24 protein-coding genes and 1 tRNA gene are annotated in these 22006 nt (G+C 42.1%); 3 read left to right on the top strand and 22 right to left on the bottom strand.

Going from position 1 to position 22006, the window contains the following annotated elements; all coding sequences use genetic code 11:
* Positions 1-2: 2 nt before the first annotated feature.
* The 22 genes from lpxA to hisG all read right to left on the bottom strand — a co-directional run bounded on the left by lpxA (position 3) and on the right by hisG (position 19005).
* Positions 3-794, bottom strand: coding sequence for an acyl-ACP--UDP-N-acetylglucosamine O-acyltransferase (lpxA, locus tag MUF05_00310; GenBank protein ID MCU0665531.1), 792 nt, complete (start codon positions 792-794; stop codon positions 3-5).
* Between the two features lie 4 nt (positions 795-798).
* Positions 799-2103, bottom strand: coding sequence for a UDP-3-O-acyl-N-acetylglucosamine deacetylase (gene lpxC, locus MUF05_00315; GenBank protein MCU0665532.1), 1305 nt, complete (start codon positions 2101-2103; stop codon positions 799-801).
* A 2-nt stretch (positions 2104-2105) separates the two neighbouring features.
* On the bottom strand, positions 2106-3140 hold the full coding sequence (gene lpxD / locus MUF05_00320; protein ID MCU0665533.1) for a UDP-3-O-(3-hydroxymyristoyl)glucosamine N-acyltransferase: 1035 nt from the start codon (positions 3138-3140) through the stop codon (positions 2106-2108).
* A 9-nt stretch (positions 3141-3149) separates the two neighbouring features.
* Entirely contained in the window at positions 3150-3650 is a 501-nt protein-coding gene (locus MUF05_00325; protein ID MCU0665534.1) for an OmpH family outer membrane protein, read from the bottom strand.
* 39 nt (positions 3651-3689) lie between these two features.
* Positions 3690-6035 (bottom strand): outer membrane protein assembly factor BamA, encoded by a 2346-nt coding sequence (gene bamA / locus MUF05_00330; protein MCU0665535.1) that lies wholly within the window; start codon positions 6033-6035, stop codon positions 3690-3692.
* A gap of 69 nt (positions 6036-6104) precedes the next feature.
* Positions 6105-7388: a replicative DNA helicase gene (gene dnaB / locus MUF05_00335; protein MCU0665536.1), complete on the bottom strand. Its 1284-nt coding sequence runs from the start codon at positions 7386-7388 to the stop codon at positions 6105-6107.
* Between the two features lie 410 nt (positions 7389-7798).
* The gene (gene rplI, locus MUF05_00340; protein ID MCU0665537.1) at positions 7799-8242 is read right to left on the bottom strand and encodes a 50S ribosomal protein L9; all 444 of its coding nucleotides are present in this window, start codon (positions 8240-8242) and stop codon (positions 7799-7801) included.
* A 33-nt stretch (positions 8243-8275) separates the two neighbouring features.
* Entirely contained in the window at positions 8276-8545 is a 270-nt protein-coding gene (rpsR, locus tag MUF05_00345) for a 30S ribosomal protein S18 (GenBank protein ID MCU0665538.1), read from the bottom strand.
* Positions 8535-8984 carry a single-stranded DNA-binding protein gene (locus MUF05_00350; GenBank protein ID MCU0665539.1) on the bottom strand — a complete coding sequence of 150 codons (450 nt, stop codon included), beginning with the start codon at positions 8982-8984 and terminating at the stop codon, positions 8535-8537. Before MUF05_00350 ends, rpsR begins: the two co-directional genes overlap by 11 nt.
* Before the next feature lie 15 nt (positions 8985-8999).
* Complete coding sequence (gene rpsF, locus MUF05_00355) at positions 9000-9290, bottom strand: 30S ribosomal protein S6 (protein MCU0665540.1); 291 nt, start codon at positions 9288-9290, stop codon at positions 9000-9002.
* Positions 9283-9873 carry an aminoacyl-tRNA hydrolase gene (gene pth / locus MUF05_00360; protein ID MCU0665541.1) on the bottom strand — a complete coding sequence of 197 codons (591 nt, stop codon included), beginning with the start codon at positions 9871-9873 and terminating at the stop codon, positions 9283-9285. Before pth ends, rpsF begins: the two co-directional genes overlap by 8 nt.
* Before the next feature lie 2 nt (positions 9874-9875).
* On the bottom strand, positions 9876-10550 hold the full coding sequence (locus tag MUF05_00365) for a 50S ribosomal protein L25 (protein ID MCU0665542.1): 675 nt from the start codon (positions 10548-10550) through the stop codon (positions 9876-9878).
* Between the two features lie 18 nt (positions 10551-10568).
* Positions 10569-11507: a ribose-phosphate pyrophosphokinase gene (locus MUF05_00370; GenBank protein ID MCU0665543.1), complete on the bottom strand. Its 939-nt coding sequence runs from the start codon at positions 11505-11507 to the stop codon at positions 10569-10571.
* A gap of 5 nt (positions 11508-11512) precedes the next feature.
* A complete protein-coding gene (locus tag MUF05_00375) occupies positions 11513-12769 on the bottom strand; it encodes an NTP transferase domain-containing protein (protein MCU0665544.1) in 1257 nt (418 codons plus the stop codon).
* A gap of 48 nt (positions 12770-12817) precedes the next feature.
* On the bottom strand, positions 12818-13294 hold the full coding sequence (locus tag MUF05_00380) for a peptidylprolyl isomerase (protein MCU0665545.1): 477 nt from the start codon (positions 13292-13294) through the stop codon (positions 12818-12820).
* Positions 13295-13480: 186 nt separating this feature from the next.
* A tRNA-Gln gene (locus tag MUF05_00385) sits at positions 13481-13551 on the bottom strand.
* A gap of 14 nt (positions 13552-13565) precedes the next feature.
* On the bottom strand, positions 13566-13961 hold the full coding sequence (locus MUF05_00390) for a septation protein SpoVG family protein (protein ID MCU0665546.1): 396 nt from the start codon (positions 13959-13961) through the stop codon (positions 13566-13568).
* 33 nt (positions 13962-13994) lie between these two features.
* Positions 13995-14867, bottom strand: coding sequence for a 4-(cytidine 5'-diphospho)-2-C-methyl-D-erythritol kinase (gene ispE / locus MUF05_00395; protein ID MCU0665547.1), 873 nt, complete (start codon positions 14865-14867; stop codon positions 13995-13997).
* Between the two features lie 12 nt (positions 14868-14879).
* Positions 14880-15806: a transketolase family protein gene (locus MUF05_00400; GenBank protein MCU0665548.1), complete on the bottom strand. Its 927-nt coding sequence runs from the start codon at positions 15804-15806 to the stop codon at positions 14880-14882.
* A gap of 46 nt (positions 15807-15852) precedes the next feature.
* Positions 15853-16674: a transketolase gene (locus tag MUF05_00405; protein MCU0665549.1), complete on the bottom strand. Its 822-nt coding sequence runs from the start codon at positions 16672-16674 to the stop codon at positions 15853-15855.
* Between the two features lies 1 nt (position 16675).
* The gene (locus MUF05_00410) at positions 16676-17638 is read right to left on the bottom strand and encodes a tetratricopeptide repeat protein (protein ID MCU0665550.1); all 963 of its coding nucleotides are present in this window, start codon (positions 17636-17638) and stop codon (positions 16676-16678) included.
* Positions 17639-18123: 485 nt separating this feature from the next.
* Positions 18124-19005: an ATP phosphoribosyltransferase gene (hisG, locus tag MUF05_00415; protein ID MCU0665551.1), complete on the bottom strand. Its 882-nt coding sequence runs from the start codon at positions 19003-19005 to the stop codon at positions 18124-18126.
* 331 nt (positions 19006-19336) lie between these two features.
* Between hisG and MUF05_00420 the strand changes: the two genes are divergently transcribed.
* Genes MUF05_00420 through MUF05_00430 form a run of 3 tightly spaced genes read left to right on the top strand, consistent with a single transcriptional unit; the run spans position 19337 to position 21964 of the window.
* Entirely contained in the window at positions 19337-20767 is a 1431-nt protein-coding gene (locus MUF05_00420; protein MCU0665552.1) for a SurA N-terminal domain-containing protein, read from the top strand.
* A 23-nt stretch (positions 20768-20790) separates the two neighbouring features.
* Positions 20791-21321 carry a hypothetical protein gene (locus MUF05_00425; protein MCU0665553.1) on the top strand — a complete coding sequence of 177 codons (531 nt, stop codon included), beginning with the start codon at positions 20791-20793 and terminating at the stop codon, positions 21319-21321.
* Position 21322: 1 nt separating this feature from the next.
* Positions 21323-21964: a prepilin-type N-terminal cleavage/methylation domain-containing protein gene (locus MUF05_00430; GenBank protein MCU0665554.1), complete on the top strand. Its 642-nt coding sequence runs from the start codon at positions 21323-21325 to the stop codon at positions 21962-21964.
* Positions 21965-22006 lie beyond the last annotated feature (42 nt).

Genomic DNA, 22006 nt, shown 5'->3' on the forward strand with positions numbered 1-22006 from the left:
GTTTAATCGTTTGATCTAAAACGGCAGGAACGGCTTAATCCCCTTTCAGAACTAAGGATAAAATTCAAAAGATAGCTTAGCTCATCATTAAGGGTAATTTCCTGTTTGATTTTTTCTACCGCGTGCTTTGGTGAAATGCCAGAATTAAAAACAAAACGAAAGGCCTTATCCAAACTATCAATCGCTTCTTTCTTGATCCCGTGGCGCCTTAGGCCAATTAAATTAAGCCCGTAAACTTTAGCCGGATGCCCGTCGCAAGTAGAAAATGGCGGGATATCCTGAACCACTTTAGAACAACCGCCAATGATAGAAAGCATGCCTACGCGCACAAACTGATGAACCGCCACAAGTCCCCCGATAACAGCTTTGTCTTCTACGGTTACATGCCCTGCTAAAGTAGCATTGTTGGCAAAAATACAATTATTTCCTACCTGGCAATCATGAGCCACATGCGAATAAGCCATCAATAAATTATTATTGCCAATAATGGTTTTACCACCGTCGGATGTCCCGGGATTAAGCGTGCAATACTCGCGGATAATATTGTTATCGCCTATTTCAAGAAAACTATGTTCTCCCTTATATTTTAGATCTTGCGGTGCGCTTCCCACTACTGCGCCTGTGTAAATCTGGCAATCTTTGCCCATAGTGGTATTCCCGTCAATCAGGCAGTGCGCGCCGATCTTAGAATTATCGCCTATTGCCACATTATCAGTGATAATCGCATACGCCCCCACAGAAATATTCTTGCCTAACTTGGCTTTCTCAGAAATTATCGCTGTTTTATGTATCATGTTCTTAAGGCTCCACAATAGCAAACATCAATTCCGCTTCTGCTACCACTTTTCCATCTACCCTGGCCTTGCCAAAGACTTGGCCGGTGCGAGACTTTACTTTTCCTACGATCACTTCAAAAACAAGCTGATCCCCCGGGACAACCGTCTTCCTGAATTTTACATTATTCATAGTCATGAAGAACGCCAGCTTCCCCCTGTTTTCCGGCACAGCAAGCATCATTACTCCTCCCACCTGCGCCATGGCCTCTAAAATAATCACCCCCGGCATAACCGGTTTGCCCGGGAAATGCCCCTTAAAAAAATAATCATTCATGGTAACATTCTTGATCCCCACGGCGCGCTTGCCTAATTCTATTTCGGTGATCCTGTCCACAAAAAGAAACGGCTCTCTGTGCGGCAGGATAGCCATAATCTTCTCAACATCAAGCAGGTCTCCGGAATTAATTACCAAATCTTGTCTGGAACTGTTAGCAGATTGATCCATGATTTTTTTCATCATATTCACGTTTAAGGCGTGCCCGCTTTTTACCGCCACGATATGCGCCTTTAAAACTCCTGTTAAAAGATACGCGTCTCCAATAAGATCTAATATTTTATGCCGGACAAATTCATTGCTAAAACGAAGCTTATTCTTGATCACCCCTGTTTTGCCTACGACCAGAGTATTATCATAATTAGCCCCCAGGCCAAGCCCGTTTTTCTGTAAAAGCCCTGCTTCTTCTTCAAGACAAAATGTGCGCGAAGGCGCGATTTCTTTCTTAATATATTCTGGGGTTATAACGGCCTCAAAAAAATCGCTTTTAATAAAATCATCGTTATATTGTAAAGTATAAGAAATCTTGAATTCATTGCTTGGAAAAACTGCCAAAGATGCTGCGCCTGCATGTATCATCATCGGCTCTTTAACAACAAAAACATTGCGCGGTTTGGACTGTTTAGCCACCCCCGCCTTTTCAAGCGCTTCTATAAAAAGAAGGCTGCTTCCGTCCATGCCGGGCAATTCCTCATGGTCGATCTCTACGATCAGATTATCAATTTCCATAGCGCGCAAGGCAGCCATCAGATGCTCAATAGTAAATACTTGCGCCCCATCCTTTGAAATACAGGTACAGCGCGGGCTTGACGACTGTGAAAGGGCATTCTCCACGCAGGCCTTAACCTGCGGCTTATTCTGAAGGTCAACCCGCACAAAAATAATCCCCGTATCTTCAACAGCCGGCTTAAAGACAACAGTTGCAATTTTTCCTGTATGAAGGCCTATGCCTTTTAAGGAAAACTCGCGCGCGATAGTATTTTGATTATTCATATTTATTTCTTAATCCTGGATTCCAACTCTTCTATTTTCTTCTTTAATTCTTTTATCGTTTGATAAAGCCTGGGCAAATTCTGCACGCAGGCATTTACCTTGATCGCCTGTTCATGGATTCTTGCCGGATAGCCGGATACGATCGTCCCGGCAGAAACAGACTTAGTTACCCCTGCCTGCGCTGCGACAATCGCGCCGTCTCCAACAGTCAAATGGCCGGATAAACCTGCTTGCCCGGCCAAAGTAACATTATCCCCGATGATATTACTTCCGGAAATCCCTACCTGCGCAATTACCAAACAATTCTTTCCGATAACAACATTATGAGCTATCTGCACCAGATTATCTATCTTGGTGCCCTTGCCGATTAAAGTTTTGTCAAAACGCGCCCTGTCAATGGTAACATTAGCGCCTATCTCTACATCATCTTCCACAACTACTGTCCCAAGCTGCGGGATTTTCTGATGTTTGCCCTCTACGGCAACAAAACCAAAACCATCAGAACCAACTACTGTGCCACTATGGATAATCACCCTGTCTGCAATAGAAACATTTTCCCGGATGCAAACATGAGAATAGATAAGAGTGTCTTTGCCGATTTTCGCCTGGTAACCAATATAGGATAAAGGATAGATAACCGTGTTATCCCCGATAACTGCTTTATCCGCGACAACAGTATACGCGCCCAAAGAAACATTCTTTCCTAAAACAACCCCCTTGCCTATTATTGCCGTAGGGGCAATTCCCGCGGGATGCTTAACCTCTAAATCCAGAAAATGCGCGGCAAGTTTTGAAAAAGCAAGCGAAGGGTCATCAACGCGGATAACCGGCTTAGAAATACCCGTTACATCTCTTGCGGTAATAATCGCTTTTGCTTTAGTCTCTTTGACAAAGGGAAGATACTTAGGATTAGCAAGAAAAGTAATATCGCCCTGTCCAGCTTCTTTTATCCCGCAGATTCCGGTAATAACTATATTACCGTCTCCAAGAAGTTCGCCCTCTAATAACTGAGCAATTTCCTTAAGGCTCTTTTGCATGCCCTTATCTTATTTCTTATAGGTACTATTTAACATCTCTATAATCTTATCCGTAACATCCATGCCTTTGGGCTGATAGGCAACCGCCGCGGCATCAAAGATCATAGTATAGCCTTCCTTCTCTGCGTACTCGGTGATTGTTTTCTTGATATCCTGCGAAAGCTCCATCGCCCTCTGCCCCTGCTCTTTACGAAGGTCTGACTGTCTCTGCTGAGCTAAACTCTGCAGCTCTTTGTATTTACCTTCAAACTCAGAAGCCTTGGTTTCTTTTTCTTTATCGCTTAAAAGAGCAATTTTATCCCTTAAGGTCTTTACTTCATTTTGTTTTTTATCAAGCTCTGCCGTGTACGCGGCCTGCTTATCCTCAAGAAGCTTGGTATAATCTTTGGCCTTACTATACGCGTCGCCTATCCTGTCAATGCTGACATAACCAAATTTGTAATCTGCCCCAAAACAATTAAGCGCCACTAACATCGCGATAATCCCCACGAACAAAGATGTTTTCTTCATTGCTGTTTCTCCTTTCAAGTTTTTATTATTTTTAAAAGATTAGAAGCCGTGGCTTATATTAAAATGGAATTTCCCGCTTTTGGTGTCTTCGCCAGGCTCTTTATTAAGTGGGATACCATAATCAAGCATCAAAGGGCCAATAGGAGTTTTTACTCTAACACCTAAGCCAATGCCAGTCTTAAAGCCTCCTTTGCCTAAATCATTTTGCTTAGCCCAAACATTGCCTACATCATAAAACGCTGCCAATTTCAAGAAATCGTATAGTGGATAAAGATATTCAATATTGCCAATAAGCAGCGCCTCGCCACCCAAGGGATCTTTAGAAACTGGGTCAATTGGCCCAACCTTGCGCTCATCATAACCGCGCACAGTCGTAGCGCCTCCAGCAAAAAATCTTTCGTATATTGGAATTTCATCGGAGTTGCCATAAGGGCTTGCCAAACCAAGTCTGCCGCGGAATTCCAAAGATGAATTCCTCCATAAAGGCACAAAGTGCGATGCCCTGCCGAAAAATTTAGTAAAATCTTTGCTTGCTCCCAATGGGCCACCGGCAACCTCCATAGAACCGGTTAATAAATCCCCTTTCACAGGAGAAAAGACATTGTCCCTGCTATCAAAAGACATGCCAAACTGGACGCTGCTTATAGTGTTCTTGCCTATTTCTTTTCTTAAGTCATTAGTAGCATCATCTGAAATATTGCTTATATCAATCTGATCATAACGATACATAAGATCTGCTTTTACATATTCTGAAATTTCTTTTCCCAAGCGCAAATCCCCTCCGGTAACATCCTCATCGTAACCGTAACCTACATTCTGCTCTCTTTTATGGCTTCTTTTATAGGCATCAAATCCAAAAGATACCGGATAATCAAACATCCACGGCTCGGTAAAACTCAAATCAAAACCGCTGCTTAAATTACCTAAAGAAGCGCGCAGCCTTAAGTCTTGGCCGGCTCCGGTAAAATAGGGGAAATTCCTCCAGTCAAAATTTTTCTGCTCTATCTCTACAAAGCCGATAAACTGCTCAACAGTACTATAGCCTCCGCCAAAACTAAAAGACCCGGTCTTGGATTCTTTAACATCCACAATAAGGTCCTTTTTATCCGGAACAGAGGTATCTTTTGTATCGTAACTTACCTCTTCAAAAAATCCTAAATTCTGCAGGCGCTCTTTGCTGCGCCTTAATTTCTCTCCATCAAATTTATCTGCGGGATGAATCCTTAATTCACGCCTAACCACTATATCCTTGGTCTTGACATTACCGGTAACCATGATTTTATCCACATAGGCGATCTGATTCTCGGTAATCTTATAAGAAATATCTACGCGGTTTGTATCAGCATTTAAAGAGGCAGAGCTTGTTATGTCAGCGGATATGTAACCTTTGTCAAAATACAAAGAACGGATGCTTGCGGAGTCATCCTTAACTGCTTCGTGGCTAAAAACTTTTCCGCTTGAACAAGCCTTTATTTGCGCCAATATATCCTTAAGGCTTACGTCATTATTCCCCTCAATCACAACATTGCCGACATAATAACGTTTTCCCTCGGTAATAATAATGTTAACATACAGCCAGTTATTCTTCTTGCCATCAGCTCTTACCTGAGACAGCACATCCGCGTCAGTATAACCTTCGCGGGCGTAAAAAGATTTTACCCTCTCAACGTCTTCTTTTAACACCTCATCCTTAAGTATGCCGGCGTTAAAAAGCCAGGCACTTTTGGTCTTTAACAATTTCTTGATCCTTTTGGCGGGATACGCCTTATTGCCTTCGATATTAATGCCCTTTATGATAACTTTCTTGCCCTCGTCTACTTTAAATTCAATTTTGACCTTGCCATTTTCAGGATTGGCAGAAACATCGTAATTTATCTTAACCTGGCTAAAGCCTATCTTCTCGTACATCTTTATCAGGGTCTTTACGTCATCACCTAAATTCGGATAATCCAGATACTGCCCTTGCTTGGATTTGAGGCTTTCTTTCAGCTTTTCATCGCGGGCAGTCAAACGGTTGATGCCGGAAAAGGAAATTTTCTCAATAAGCGGACGCTCAACAACGTTAATAATAAGTTTAATTCCATCATTGTAATCTTGGGTATCTATCTTGATATCGCTAAAAAAGCCCAGAATATAAAGCCGCTTCAGGTCATCGCTTATCACATTTTCCTGATAGGCTGACCCCACGCGGGTTTTTATCTTGGAAATTATAGTATTGGAACTAATAGACTTATTGCCTTTTATTTCAATAGCGGTAACCAGTTTTTCCTGTTTAGCGGCGGCCGCAGAAGTTTCTTTTTCAACAGCTTGTTGAGAAAACGCGGCAGGGATTAAAAATAAAAAAAAGATCGCCGCAAGGTAAAAAGCTATATATTTTTTGGGCATAATATAAAGGTTAGATTTATTAATAATATATTTGACTCAATATAGCATAGCTTTAATAAAAAGTAAATATTATTCAAGGCGTGCCAGATTCTCAAAACGGGTATATTCTTTAATAAAGGCCAGTTTTACCGAACCCACCGGGCCGTTACGCTGTTTGGCAAGGATGATCTCTGCTGTGCCCTGATTATCCGGAGTGGGATTGTAGTATTCTTCCCTTAAGATCAAAACTACCACATCCGCGTCCTGCTCAATAGCGCCGGACTCCCTCAAATCTGATAACTGCGGCCTATGGTCATTGCGAGATTCTACCGCGCGCGACAACTGGCTGATGGCAATTAGCGGCACATTCAATTCGCGCGCCAAAGCCTTCAATGACCGCGATATCTCGGAAATCTCCTGTTGGCGGCTTTCTACCGAAGAAGAACCGCGCATAAGCTGCATATAATCCAGAATGATCAATTTTATATCATGATGCGCCTTAAGCCTTCTGGCCTTAGCGCGAAGCTCCATTACTGAAATAGCCGGAGTATCGTCTATGAATATCGGCGCCTCGGATAATTTACCGGCTGCGGCAGTAAGCTTCGGCCAATCAGAAGCGGCTAAATAACCTGTGCGCACCTTATGCGCGTCAACTTTGGCGTGCGCGCAAAGCATTCTCTGCACAAGCTGTTCCTTGGACATTTCAAGGCTGAAAACCGCTACGGGGATTTTCTCCACTACCCCCGCATGTTCAGCCATGCATAAAGCAAAAGCGCTCTTGCCCATGGAAGGCCTTCCCGCGATAATGATCAAATCCGAAGGCTGCAAACCGGCAGTCTTTAAATCAAAATCAATATACCCTGTGGGGACCCCCGTGACATGGGCCTTATTCTGATATAAACGGTCAATAGTTTCAATACTGTCTTTGATGATCTCTTTAAGATGCAGCGCTGTCCCGCGCTGATGCCGGTCGCTTATTTCAAAAACAAGCCGCTCCGCCTGATCCACCATCTGATCCACATCGCCTTGGCTTTCATAACACAAAGAAACAATGCGGGTAGCATTATTGATCAGGGTGCGCAGGATACTTTTTTCCTTGATAATATTTACGTAATGCCGGATGTTGGCTGCGGTAGGTACAGAATTAGCCAGGGAAGTAAGAAGGCTGGCCCCTCCTATTTGCTCAAGAAGCCCCTTTACTTTTAATTCGTCGGTAAGAGTAATTAGGTCAACCGCTTTATTGGCATTATACAGGTCAAGTATAGACTCATAGATCTTGCGGTGGGAATCTTTATAAAATGAATTTATTTCAAGGTTTTCTACCGCTTGGGCGATCGCCTCTTCGTCCATGAGCATGGACCCTAAGGCTGCCATTTCCGCTTCTAAATTCTGCGGTTGGAGTTTGTCTATGGAGAGTTCGGGCATAATAAAAGTTTAAAAGTTAAAGCGAAAAACTAAAAATTATAATTCAAAAGTAAAAAGTTAGAAACCAAAGCAAAAACTTAAAGAAGAAAAACAAACAAAATCAAAAGAGCAAATCAAAAACAGAAATTTAAAAATTTAAAATCAAATAATACCAACACATTTAACCTAAAATACGATAATCTTAGAATTTTAACTTATATTTTAAACTTAACTTCTGACTCACCAATAATAATTTTTAATTTTATCGGATTTATTTTTGCCTTACTTTGATTTGTTTTTGTTTTATTCTGTCTTATTTCCCTTCTTGTTTCTTACTTTTTAATTTTTACTTATAGTTTTAAATTTTTACTTTTGACTTTTTACTTTTTTACTATCCACACTTTAATTTTAGTAATTACTTCCGGATGAAGCTTCACTGTAACTTCATATATACCTAAAGACTTAGCCGGCTCATCAAGAATGATCTTGTTTTTATCAATTTCTATGCCTTCATCTTTAAGCTCCGAGATTATATCTTGAACGCTTATGCTGCCGTAAAGCTTATCATCATCTTTGGTCAGAACAGGCAAGGTAAGAGACACCTTATCAAGCTTATTTTTTAATTCTAAAGCCTGCTCTTTATCCTTTTGCTGTTTTTGGTCAGCATGTTTTTTGTCATCTTCTAGTTTCTTCAAGTTAACACTGTTGACTGGAACAGCTAATTTATTGGGGATAAGGAAATTCCTGGCAAAACCGTCCTTGGCCTTGATGATTTGCCCAGCCTTACCGATCCGCTCCACATCCCGCGTAAGGATGACTTCCATAAAAACCTCCCGCTTATAAAAATAAAATTCTGATTAAGAACGCACGTAAGGTATCAAAGAAAGAAAGCGCGCTTTCTTAAGCGCCTCTGATGCCATTCTCTGGTGACGGGCGCAATTTCCGGTAGCGCGCACAGAAGCAATCTTGCCCCTGTCGCGGACATAAAACTCTAATCTCCTGACATCTTTATAGTCAACGCCTTTTACCTTCTCAAGGCACATCCTGCAAACCTTCTTCCTTAAGATGCCAAGCTTATTCTTATCTTTCTTAAGGTTCTTTTTAAAAAGTGGTTTCTTATCCCTCATTTAGATTGTCCTCGCTTTCTTCCAACCAGCTTGCTTCGCTTGTAGATTCAGATGAAGCAGGCGCGGCCTGTTGTTGCGCAGCAGCGTCAGGGGCTTTTCCTTCGCCGGGCTTGCCTCCCAAAAATTGCACTCTTTCCGCGCGCACCTCAATAACGCTTTTTTTCTGCCCGGTATTGTCTTCCCATGAGCGCGACTGAAGCCTGCCCTCAATAAAAACCGAACGGCCTTTTTGTAAATACTGGTTACAGACTTCCGCCTGTTTATCCCAAACTACCACGGTAATAAAACAAACTTCCTCTTTTTGTTCCTGATTACGGTCACGGTACTTGCGATTTATAGCCATTCGCAAATTAGCAACAGCAGTACCCTGCGGGGTATAACGTAATTCCGGGTCTTTAGTAAGATTGCCGATCAACAAAACTTTATTCAGGCTTGCCATATATGGCTCCTTTTCTTAAGCCTCAAGGCGGGTAATTAAAAACCTTAAGATATTTTCGTTAAGCGTGTAAATCTGCTTTAATTTTACTATTCCCTGCGGCGGCATATTAAAACCGATCAAATAATAAACTGCCTCGCTGAATTTCTTAATCGGGAAATACAATTTCTTCCTATCTGACCAAACTCCAGAAGAAGAAACCACGCCTTCATTTTTCACGATTAGTTCCGCAAGATGCGAAAACAAAGTTTTTCTCGCCTCTTCCGGAAGATCCGGCCTGACAAGAACCATTACTTCATACTTATTCATTACACTGCTCCTTGTTTACTTTTTTATTAAAGATTTCCATTGCCTTATTAATGCCAAACTCCGCCCAGATATAACAACATTGCACTGCTTTTCTTAAGATCTGCTCTTTTTCGCCATTTTCCGATTGGGTAAATCTGGAAAGAACATATTCTGATACAAAATCCTTATCCTTGGGCCTTCCAATGCCAAGGCGCAGGCGGCAAAAATCCTTATCTTTAAGGCTTGAAGCTATGGATTCAAGGCCATGATGCCCGGCGCTTGAACCGCCTTGTTTTATTTTCATCCTGCCTAACTGCAGATCCAGGTCATCGCAGATTATCAAAATATCTCCGGAGGCAACCTTAAACTTACCCGCCAGATATTTGATGCTTGCCCCGGAAAGATTCATAAAAGTAAGAGGCCGGGCTAAAATAAATTCCTTACCTTTATAATGCATGCGGCAGAAAGCAGTCTTGCTAAAAATACCTTTTTTAAGAACAACGCCCTGTTTACGGGCAAGCGCCTCAATCGCATCAAATCCTATATTGTGGCGTGAGCCTAAATAGGCTTTACCCGGATTACCCAAACCAGCAATAAGTTTCATGCCTATTTTTTCTCAGGCTCTTGGCCTTCGGCAGCAGGGACTTCTTTCTTTTCCTTGATCACTTCCAATTCCGGCTTCTCTTCGCCTTCTACTTCCACCGGCACTTCTATTACCGGCTTATTACAAGACAAGGCAATAGCATCCATGGGGGTCAGTATTTTCACCCCTTCAGGTACAGCCAAATCCTTAACATGTATGGAATCGCCTAATTTCAAAGAAGTAACATCTACCTCTATATGCTTAGGGATATTTAAAGGCAAACATTCAATTTCAATTTCCCAGAGTATGTGCTCTAAAGAGCCGCCTTCCTGCTTCACGCCCACAGGTTCTCCCTTGGCCGTAAGCGGGATATTCAACTTAATTACCTTGGTAAGCGAAATCTCATTAAAATCCACGTGCACAATATCGCCTTTTACCGGATGATACTGTATTTCTTTGATCAGGCACGGCCGGTCTTTTTTGACTTTATCATCCTGAATTTTTACCTTAATGACCACGTTCTCAAGGCGGTGCTGGTGCAAAAGGTGGAACAGCTCTTTATGCGACACCTTAATGGCCTGCGCGTCTTTACCTTCAGCATAGATAACAGCAGGAATAAAGCCTGCGTCGCGGATATCCTTAACTTTTCCTCTTCCTATTTCTTCTCTTTTTTGTGCCGCTAAAAATATTTCTTCCATGACTTTAAACTCTCCTTCTTAATCAAACAAACAACTCACCGATTCTTCGCGATGAATCCTCTTGATCGCCTCAGCCAATAAAGGCGCGACAGATAAAACATTGATCCGGGGATTCTTCTTCTCTTCTGTAAGGGGGATACTGTTGGTGATGACCAGCTCCTCCATATCTTTACATTTATCTATTCTCTCAATCGCCGGGCCGGAAAGAACACCATGGGTAATGGCAGCCCTTATACTTTTTGCGCCTGCCTCTTTTAAGGCATAGACTGCTTCAATAAGTGAACTTCCCGTAGCGATAAGATCGTCAGTGATAATAGCATGTTTCCCGCGCACCTCTCCTAAAATATGCAAAACCTCTGTTTTTTCAGGGGAATCGCGCCTTTTATCAATAATGGCAAGCCCTGCAGAAAGCCTCTTGGCATAGGCACGCGCCATTTTAATACTTCCCACATCCGGTGACACAATAACCATATCCTGCATGTGCATTTTCTTAAAATATTCAATAAAAACTCCGATGGCAAAAAGGTGGTCCACCGGAATATCAAAAAACCCCTGGATCTGCCCGGCATGCAAGTCCATAGTTAATATACGGTCTGCCCCGGCTGTAGTCAAAAGATTGGCCACTAATTTAGCGGTTATAGGAACGCGCGGCTGGTCTTTTCTGTCCTGGCGGGCATAGCCAAAATAAGGGATAACCGGAGTAATCCGGCTTGCCGAAGCCCTTTTTAAGGCATCAATCATAATTAAAAGCTCTACTAAATTATCATTTACCGGGGGGCAGGTCGGCTGCACCAGAAAAACATCTTTACCTCTAACATTTTCATTTACCTGGACTCTAATTTCGCCTTCACTGAACTTACCCACCAGCGTATCAGTAATTTTCATCTTAAGATAAGCGCATATCTCTTTGGCAAGTTCACTATGCGCGTTTCCGGAAATCACCGCTAATTTTTCCATATATCCTACCTCTTTTTTAATAATTTAGCTGGAACCCCTACCACAGTTTTACCCGAAGGAACTTTTGTTTTTACTACTACTGACCCCGCCCCTGTCCTGGCAGAGTTACCGATAGTAACAGGAGATACCAAAACGCTATCCGAACCGATAAAAGCGTTCTTGCCGATAGTAGTATTATGTTTATTCTTGCCGTCAAAATTGGCGATCACTGTCCCGGCGCCGATATTCACATTCTGCCCTAAAGAGGCATCTCCCAAGTAGCTGAAATGTTTGACAAAAGTGCCGGATTTTATGGAAGAGCGCACGCTTTCCACAAAATTGCCTACTACCACATTATTTCCGATTATGGTGCCTTCTCTAAGGTGGGAGCATGGGCCGACTGAACAATGTTTTCCAATTTTAACACTTTTTTCAATAACTGTAAAGGGATAAATCACGCTATCCTGTCCAATTTTAGCCCCGTAACTTATAAAGGTTGTATCCGGGCTTATGATGGTAACACCTTTCTTCATAACCTCTTCATTGATCCTTGCCTGCATAATTTTGTTTGCCTTGGCAAGCTCAATCCGAGAGTTAACTCCTAATGCCTCATTCACATCAGAGGTTTTAATATTGCCGGTTAATCGAGCGTTTTTGTAAATAATCCCGATGACATCAGTCAGATAATACTCTTTTTTCTTGTTATTGGGCCTGACCTTGGCTAATGAGCGCGCAAGATCTTTAGCCTTAAAACACATAATGCCGGTGTTTATTTCTTTGATATTCTTCTGAAAATCATCCGCGTCTTTTTCTTCCACGATCCCGCAGATACAGGAATATTTATCCCGCAAAATCCTGCCATAGCCTTGCGGCTTGTCCATATCCGCGGTCAAAAGTGTTACCGCGCAATCATTATCTTGGTGATACTTAATCAGATCTTTAAGGGTCTTTTCTTTTAAAAGCGGATTATCCGCGTATAAAACCAAAACCGTGCCGGTAAAACCCTTTAGGGCGCGCATCCCCTCTTTTACCGCATCTGCAGTGCCTAAAAGTTTTTTCTGCTTTACCCTTAAAACTGCTTCGGGTAAAAGTTGGGCTACTTGCGCATAGCCATACCCTAAAACAACAGCTGTCTTTGCCGGCTTCAGGCTCTTTGCCAAGTCCAAGACATAATTTATAAGAGGCCGCGAACACAAAAGATGAGCTGCCTTGGGCAGGATGGATTTCATGCGCGTGCTTTTTCCCGCCGCCAGAATAATTACCGCTAAATCATTTTTTTTCATGATTTCTTATATTCTTGGTTTTGTTTTTTACTTTTTACTTTTACCTTTTTACTTTTTTATATATGCCTTGATAATTTTCTGCTCTGAAACAGGCCTATCGCCGGCATCCACAGCGGTATTCTCTATTTTCTGCACCGCGTCATAACCGCCTGTAACTTTACCAAAAATAGTATGGCGCATGTTTAAGTGCGGCGTAGGAACAGTTGTGATAAAAAACTGGCTGCCGTTGGTATTTGGCCCGGCGTTTGCCATAGCTAAGATTCCCGGGGAATCAAATTTTACGCTTGTTGATACCTCATCTTCAAAAGGCCCGCCCCAGATAGATTCTCCGCCGCGGCCTGTGCCAGTAGGGTCTCCGCCCTGGATCATGAATTGCTTGATCACGCGGTGAAAAATTATCCCGTTATAATAACCCTTTTCGACTAAACCGACAAAATTTTCACAAGTCTTAGGCGCCACATCCGGCATAAGTGTCAATTCAATATTCCCCTGATTTGTTTCCAAAACCACGGTTTGAGCGTCCATCGCCTGTAATCCTCCTGTGATAAGGTTAAGAAATAAAAACGCCGCAAAAATAATTATTTTCTTCATTTCTTGTCTCCTTTAGTTGATCTATAATGTTAGTCCCTCGCGTAAGCGCTCGTAAATTCTGTTCCAGAATTTACTTCGCACGCTTCGGGATAATTAAATTTTCCCGTAGGGAAAATTTAATTGGGACGCATGGATTCGAACCATGATAGCCAGACCCAAATTCTGGAGTCCTACCATTGGACGACATCCCAGAGCTGTTGTCAATTTAAACTGCCGCGCCCCTTAGTTTCTCCTGCTCGTAGGCATCCAGGATCCTTTTCTGCACATATTCCCGGAAGGCTTGCGTGATCGGATGGGCAATATCTTTCTGATCGCTTTGAGAATTCGCCGGCTGCTCCTGCGAAACTACCGGTTGAACAACAACCGGCAACTGCGCGCCGCACTGATTACAATATTTACTGCGCACTTCATTCTTAAAATTGCATTTAGGGCAAGGCTGTTTAACTTTCCTGGAGGGCATAGCGATAAACAACCCCTTAGTGCCTTCAATGACTTTAATATTTCTGACCACAAAGGCGTTGTCAAAGGTAAGCGTAGCGTATGCCTTTAGTTTTTTGTCCGGAGAATCTTTCAAAAAAACCCTGACCTCGGTAATTTCCATGGCCCTCCCCCTCCCATTTGCTGCTTTTTACGCTTAAACTGTTTCCGCTGTAAACACGCTTGACTCCAGCTGTGCCTTAAGCAGCTTTGCCCAAGCTTTTGCTTCTCTCTTTGAAGAAGCAATCGCAAAGACTGTCGGGCCGCTGCCCGACATTAATAACATATCCATCCCCAAAAGCCTCATTTTCTCTTTAAGAAAACGCACTTTTGGGTACAGTTTAAAAGTAACCGGCTCTAAGCCGTTAAAAAGCAACTTTTTTAAAGAGGACTTATCTTTATCCCTTTTAATCAGGGTAATTAGTCTATCATCATATCGCGGCATTGTCAATCCTGAAAGTTGGCTCCAATTACGGTAAATAACTCTGGTGGAAACCGCTATTTTGGGCACTACAATCACAAGGTAAAGCTTAAAATGCTTCAGGGCGCGGATAGGCGCTATAATCTGCCCTCTTCCTTCTGCTTTAGCAAAAGAACAATCGTAAATAAAGAAAGCTACGTCACTGCCTAATAAAGAGGCCAAAAAAACAAGCTGCTTTTTAGCTAAACCTAATTTCCAGAGCCGGTTTAGCCCCATCAAAACACCAGCAGCGTTACTGGAGCCTCCGGCCATACCGCTTGAAACCGGGATATTTTTCTTAATGATAATATCCACGCCTTTTTTTATTTTATATCTATCTTTTAGAAGTTTAGCGCTTTTAAAAGCAAGGTTGGCATGGTCTTTGGGGATTTCCCGGGAAGAAGTAATAATCTTTATCTTATCATCAGAACGGGTTTTAAGGGTGATCCTATCCGCCAGGCTTATCCTATGGAAAATAGTTGATATATCATGAAAGCCGTCCGGGCGTTTGCGCAGGATATTAAGATGGAGGTTGACTTTGGCGTGGGAATCAAAAGATATTCTAGCCATGGGGAGAGGATGCTACTTAACTATGCTAAAAACTGCTTTTTCTATATCAAAGCTGGTCAGGTTATATTCTTTCAACAGGTCTTGAGGCTCACCCGACTGTCCATACCTATTCTTAATGCCTAAACGCAATACCTTGACCGGATGATTTTCCGCGACCACTTCATCAACCGCCGAAGCTAAACCTCCAACGGTAGCATGCTCCTCGCAAACTACAATGCCTTTAGTCTCTTTGGCAGCGCTAATAACCGCATCCTGATCTATAGGGCGGATAGTATGCATATTAAGGACTCTTGCGTTTATCCCTTTTCCTGATAATAATTCAGCGGCAACTATCGCCTCATAAACCATAACCCCGCAGGCGATAATGGTGATATCATCACCCTGCCTTAAAACCTGCGCCTTGCCGAATTGAAATTCAGGCTTATTCTCAATAGTAGTAAACTTTGGCCTGCCCAGGCGCACATAAAACGGGCCGTTTATTTTAGAACACGCGATAATCGCTTCGCGAGTCTGCGGCCCATCACAAGGCACGATAATATTCATATTGGAGATAACCCGCATCAAAGCTATATCTTCGATGGCCTGATGGCTTGAACCGTCGGGGCCGACAGTAATCCCAGCGTGGGTGGCAACGATCTTAACATCGCAATTATTATAACTTACGGTATTTCTTACCTGATCCCAGGCCCTGCCCGAAGCAAAAATAGCGAAAGTGGAAACAAATACTTTCTTGCCGCAACTTGCCATGCCGGCGGCAGAGGCCATCATATTCTGTTCGGCAACCCCAAAATTAAAAAACCTCTCGGGAAACTGCTTAGCAAAAACGCTTGTACGGGTTGAGCCGGAAAGATCAGCGTCAAAAACAACCACATTGGAATTTTGCTTTCCTAATTCCACCAAGGTATTCCCATAAACATCACGTTGATATAAAGCGCTCATTTTTTATGCTTTTTCTTTTTACCTTTTTACTTTTGACTTTTTACTTTTACTTGAGTTCCTCAAGTGCCTGCGTTGTTTCTTCCTTAGTCGGGGCGCGGCCGTGAAAATCACAAGAATTCTCCATAAAAGAAACCCCCTTGCCTTTTACGGTGCGCCCGATAATAATTGAAGGCTTACCCTTAAAGCCTTTTGCTTTTTCATAAGCCTCTAATATTTGACGCATATTGTGTCCATCAATATTAATCACATTCCAACCAAATGCCTGCCACTTATCCGCTAAAGGCTCCAGATTCATTATCTCACAGGTGCGCCCGTCAATCTGAAGCCCATTATAATCCAAGATTGCGCAAAGATTATCAACCTTGTAATGAGCGCATGCCATAGCCGCTTCCCAAATATTTCCTTCTTGGGTTTCTCCGTCGCCTAAGAGCACATAAACCCGGTAATCTTTTTTATCAAGCCTGCCAGCTAAACTCATCCCTAAAGCTACAGATAATCCCTGGCCCAAAGAACCAGAGGCTACTTCTACCCCGGGGGTCCTTTTATCCGGATGCCCTTGAAGCATAGAGCCTAACTGGCGCAAGGTAAATAATTTATCCTCGGGGAAAAAACCTCTTTTTGCCAATACCGCGTACAGCAAAGGGCAACAATGCCCTTTAGATAAATGAAACCTATCCCTATCCGGATAATGCGGCTCTTTAGGGCGGTTGTTTAAGACATGAAAAAATAAAGCTGTAACCATGTCCGCGGAAGAAAGGCTGCCTCCCGGATGCCCGGAACCGGCTTTAGCTATCATCTGGACAATTAAGCGGCGGATTTCTTTGGCTTGTAACTCTAAATCCTTTATGGTCTTATCATCAAAAGGCATATTATTTCTCTAATCCTTCTATTTTCTCTTTGACCGCCTGCTGTTTGGGATCCATCTTAAGAGATTTCTCCCAATTCTCTTTCGCGTTTACCTTGTCGCCTAAAACAAGATACAGATCACCCAGATGCAGGTAGATTTCCGGGTCTTCTAAAGATGAGGCGGCCTTTTCTAAAAGCTTTTTCGCGTCTTCGTATTTTTTCTGCTTAAAATAAACCCAACCCAAACTATCAATATAGGCAGGATTATCCGGTTCAAATTCCAACGCTTTTTTTATTATTATTTCGGCTTGATCTAAGTTCTTTCCAGCCTGAGCATACATATACCCCAAAAAATTAAGCGCCTGATGAAAATCAGCTTTTATCTCTATGGCTTTTTTTAAAGAGCCTTCAGCCTTTTCAAATAAAGCTTGGCTGTAATACGCATCGGCTAACTGCAAATAAATTAACGGCTGGTTGGGAAAGATTTTAAGCATTTCCTGGCATAAACTTTCCGCTTCTTTGTATCTGCCTTGGCGCGCGTAGAGGCTGGCCAAAACTTCTTGGATCTTTAAATTATCCGGTTGCAGCACTGAAGCGTTCTTAAGGGCCCTTTCATAGGACTTATCGGATTTTATCTTATCGTCTTTCAGGCCGTAAAGCACAGCGCAGACGAAATTTGCCTCTACAGAATCAGGCTGCAACTTTGAAACAACCTCAAGATGAACAATAGCTTTATCTATCTGGTTATTCTTAATATATATGGCAGCTGAATTTAAATGAGCCAGGCTATTATCAGGGTCAAATTTAAGGGATTTTTCGTATTCAGCCAAGGCCTGGGTATCTTTATCAAGGTTTGAATAATAAGAACCCATGATAAAATGGGACAGCGCTTCCGGAAACCCCCTATCGGAAGCAAAAACAGCTGACGCGCAAAATAATAGAAAAACAAAGAAAGGGCATGCTTTTCTTTTTAAAAAAACAAACATAATGTTTTAATGGATGCAACTGACTACTAAGAATGAGACTTGGGTAATGGGTAGTAAGCTTAAGATGAGGGTTAGGTTGAAGAATAATTTAAAGATTTTTCCCCACAACCCACCCACACTCTCGACCCACAACCTACATCCCACGACTCACTCTTATCCTAAAAAGTTACCTTAGCTGATAAAGGCTAACCCCAGCTTCTCTTCTTCAGGTGGCGAAGACGGCGGCGCATCTTTTTTCTTTTATGCGTGCGTATCTTCTGTCTTTTTCTTTTTCTGCCGCAAGGCATCGTTTACTCCCTTCGATCGTAAAACTAAAAATTAAAAAGTAAAAGCGCAAAACTATAATTTAAAACTAAAAATTAAGAAAAATGCATAAAAAACAAAAGATAAAAGTGTAAAAGATTGTATTAACGTTTTTAGTTTCGTTTTTTTAGTTTTAAATTTTAAGCTGTAGTTTTTAATTTTGCGCTTTACGCTTTACATTTCTAATATATGACTTTGTTCAACGGATACTCTATAATCCCTGTAGCTCCGGCTCTTTTTAATTCCGGAATAAGCGTGCGCACAACCTTCTCGTCTATAATTGTTTCCACAGCCACCCATCCGTCTTCTGAAAGGCTGGACACTGTAGGCTTTTTTAACGCGGGCAAAACAGCAAGGATCTTTTTTATGTCATTTTTCCTTACGTTCATCTTCAGGCCCACCTTAGATTCGGCAGCAATAGCTCCTTGAAGTAAAACCGCGATTTCCTCCATCTTTTGCCTTTTCCATGGGTCTTTATACGCCTTCTTATTGGCAATAAACTGCGTGGTGGATTCGCAAATCGTATCAATTATCGCCAGCTTATTGGCCTTCAAGCTTCTTCCGGTTTCAGTCAATTCCACAATCGCATCTACCAGGCCGGAACTTACCTTTACTTCAGTAGCGCCCCAGCTAAACTCCACATCCACATTGATCTTGTTTTTCTTAAAATACTGCTTTGTCACATTAACCAATTCTGTGGCAATGCGCTTGCCGCTTAAATCTTTTGCCGATTTAAAACCCGACGCCTCCGGAACAGCCAAAACCCACCTAACCTTGCTTAAACTCTGTTTAGCGTAAACTAAGTCCGTAACCCGGACGACATCTGAAGCATTTTCCAATATCCAGTCATTGCCGGTAATCCCGCAGTCAAGCGCCCCGTCAGCGACATAACGCGACATCTCCTGCGCGCGTAAAAGCACCGGCTCTATCTGTCCATCGTCAATAGAAGGAAAATAAGACCTCTCCGAGGGCAGATTTACATTAAACCCTGCCTTGCGGAACATCTTGAAAGTCGCCTCCTGGAGGCTGCCCTTTGGTAAACCTAATTTCAGAATTTTATCCATAGTAATTTAAGCCTTTTGTTAAGTTTTACACTCGCAAAGGCTGTATTATACCTTCCGGATAAGTTTTTGTAAAGAAAATTTACCTGTTTTTATTTACAAAATGTCCCCTTTGCCTTATAATAGGAGAACACTACTTAAAATGAAATTAAACCTAAATTAAGTCATCCGAGAATGAGCCGTGAGTTGTGAGCCGTGAGTTTGGGGCTAGAGTGAGTTGGGAGGAATTTATATTTAAACTCATCCTTATCCTCATCCCAAACCCAATACCCATTACCCATTTCTCATCCTTATAAATCAAAGAATTTACAATTATTTTATGGAGAAAATATAAATGCTCAAATTCCTTCGCGACCGCAAAAATTCAAAAAAGATCTGGATATTCTTGGCCATTGTCATAGTGATCCCCTTTGCTTTCTGGGGGGCAGGATCAGTTGTTTCTGATAAAAACTACGCCGGCTACGTTGGCACTATCTGCGGAAGAAAAATCACAAGCTCGCAATTTCAGGATTCTTATAACGCCACAGCCGCCAGGCTGCGCCTGCAATTCCCGGATCAATTCGATCAATTAAAAGACTCCCTGGACCTTGAATCCCAGGCCTGGGAGAGGCTGGTACTTATCAGCGAAGCCAAAAGGCGCAATATCAAGGTAACAGATCAAGAAGTTATAAAAGATATAACCGCCAACCCCACTTTTCAAGGGAAAAACGGCTTTGATGATTCCGCCTACAAACATATTATAAAATATTACCTGCACAGCTCACCACGGGCATTTGAAGAACAGACCCGGGAAAGTTTAATGCTTGCCAAATTATATGATCAGGTCACCTGCGTTGTAAAATTAGACGACGAGCAATTAAAAGAAGAATACCGCAAAGCCAACGAAGAATTAAGCATCTCTTACATAAGCGCGCAATACGCAGAGCTTGAAAAGAATATCCAGGCCGATGATGAAACTTTAAAATCATACTTTCAAAACAACTCCATAAAATTCAAAGAGCCGCTGTCCTTTAATTTAGAATACGTCAAAATAGAGGCCGAGGAAAAAACAAGCCTTAAACAGAGAAGCGAAAAGATATTCCTTCTGGCGCAAAAAAATATCCCTTTAAAGAAAATAGCCCAGGAAAATAAACTTACCCTTAAGGAAACCGGCCTGTTCCCGGAAACCGGCCCCATCCCGGAAATTGGATGGGCAAAGCAGATAATCAACGCGCTGCCTAAAATAAAGCCTGACGAATACCTGCCCCCTTACTGTAATCAACAGGCCTGTTTTTTAGCGAAAATAAAAGTAAAAATGGACCCCTATATACCGGAGTTTACAACCATCAAGGATAAAATAAAAATCATCTTTTCCAGAGAAAAAGCCAAAGAACAAGCTAAAGAAAGAATTGAAAAATGCCTGGCGCGCCTTAAGGAACAGCCGGATTCAGATATTTTTGAAACAACTGCCGTGGAAAACGGGCTAAAATACGCCTCCACTTCCTTTTTTAAATTCGCCAGCTACATCGAAGGCATTGGCTCATCCTCTGAATTCTGGTTAACAGCAGAAAAATTACAACCAAACAAGGCCAGCGAAATTATCTCTACCCCCACAGCGTTATTTATTATCCGTTTAAAAGAAAAAAAGGAAGCGGATTGGAATAAATTTGAAGAAGATAAGAAAACATTCTCGGAAAAAATACTTTCCGATAAAAAAAATGAATACTTTACCTCTTTCTTAAAAGAACTTGATAAAAAGGCCTTTTTTAAAACAAGCCAAAGCTAAATAAGCATAAATTGCCTGTTGCCATGAATAAACTAAAGAAATCCTTAGCCAACAAAGGTATGGCCCTGGCAGAAGTGCTGGTAGCGGCATTTCTTTTAAGTGGCGCCTTTGCCGGAACAATCGCCTTTATCTCGCAATACCTGCGCGGTCTTGAACACTCCCAAAATATGACCTTGGCAATTAATGCCGCCCAGCAAAGAATTGAATCTATCTTGGGCCGCGTCAACCCCACAGCTCCAGATACGGTAGAAGACTTTTTCAGCGATACGATAAGCGACTACACTAATAACCCTACCTTTAACGTCTATGACTCTACCGGATCCGCCATGCCAAATTTTAAAGGCACAACTTATATAAGCAGTCAAAACATCAATGACCTTACCTTTTACAGGATAAAAGCTGTGGTTTGCTGGGAGCAAGCAGGAGGGATACTTATCGGAGAAGATAAGAATTTAAACGGAGTGCTTGATTCAGGCGAAGATAAAGCCGGCGGAACAGCCAACGAACTTGATTCTCCGGTGAGCATTATTATAAATATAACTAATATAGACTAAAATGCGCGCAAAAAACAAAAAAGGATTTACTCTTTTAGAATTAATGATTAGCGTAGGCATAACCGCGATTATTTCTGCGGCGATACTTAATATCTTTAGCATAGGCCTGTCCTCATGGCAGATCGGGGAAGCAAAAATAGAAAGCCAATATCAGGCAAGAAAGGCAATGCAGGAAATAACCCAGGATTTAAGACTCAGCAATCCCGGGCATATAGACGTGCTTAATGATAGCAATACCGAGATACAAACAGGAATAGGGACAAAACTGCGTTTTCAAGTGCCTTCATACGATAACAAAATAATCCATTTCCTGGGCGGCGATGTGGCTTTAGCCGCGATACGGCTAGATAATGACAATAACATTATCTGGGGCGCGGATAATACCAATGGTTATTTTATACAATACCAGCTGGTTACATCAGGGACGAACCATCAGTTAGCAAGGGTTATTCTTAACAGCTCCTTTACGCAGGTATCGCGCAGGGTTTTGGCGAATAATATCTTAGCCGTGGGTTTCAAAGGTATTCCCAGCGGCACCTCTAACCCGCGTTCGGTTGAGATATCCATAACCGGCAGCAATACTATTAATACCGGCCGGTCCGTAAGTTTTAAGCTAACATCACTGATAAATGCACGCAATTAAAGATGTAAATCAATTGTAAAAACTTATCATTCAGCATAGTGT

The organism is Candidatus Omnitrophota bacterium (assembly GCA_025453395.1).
Classification (GTDB): Bacteria; Omnitrophota; Gorgyraeia; order Gygaellales; family Profunditerraquicolaceae; genus JAlOQK01.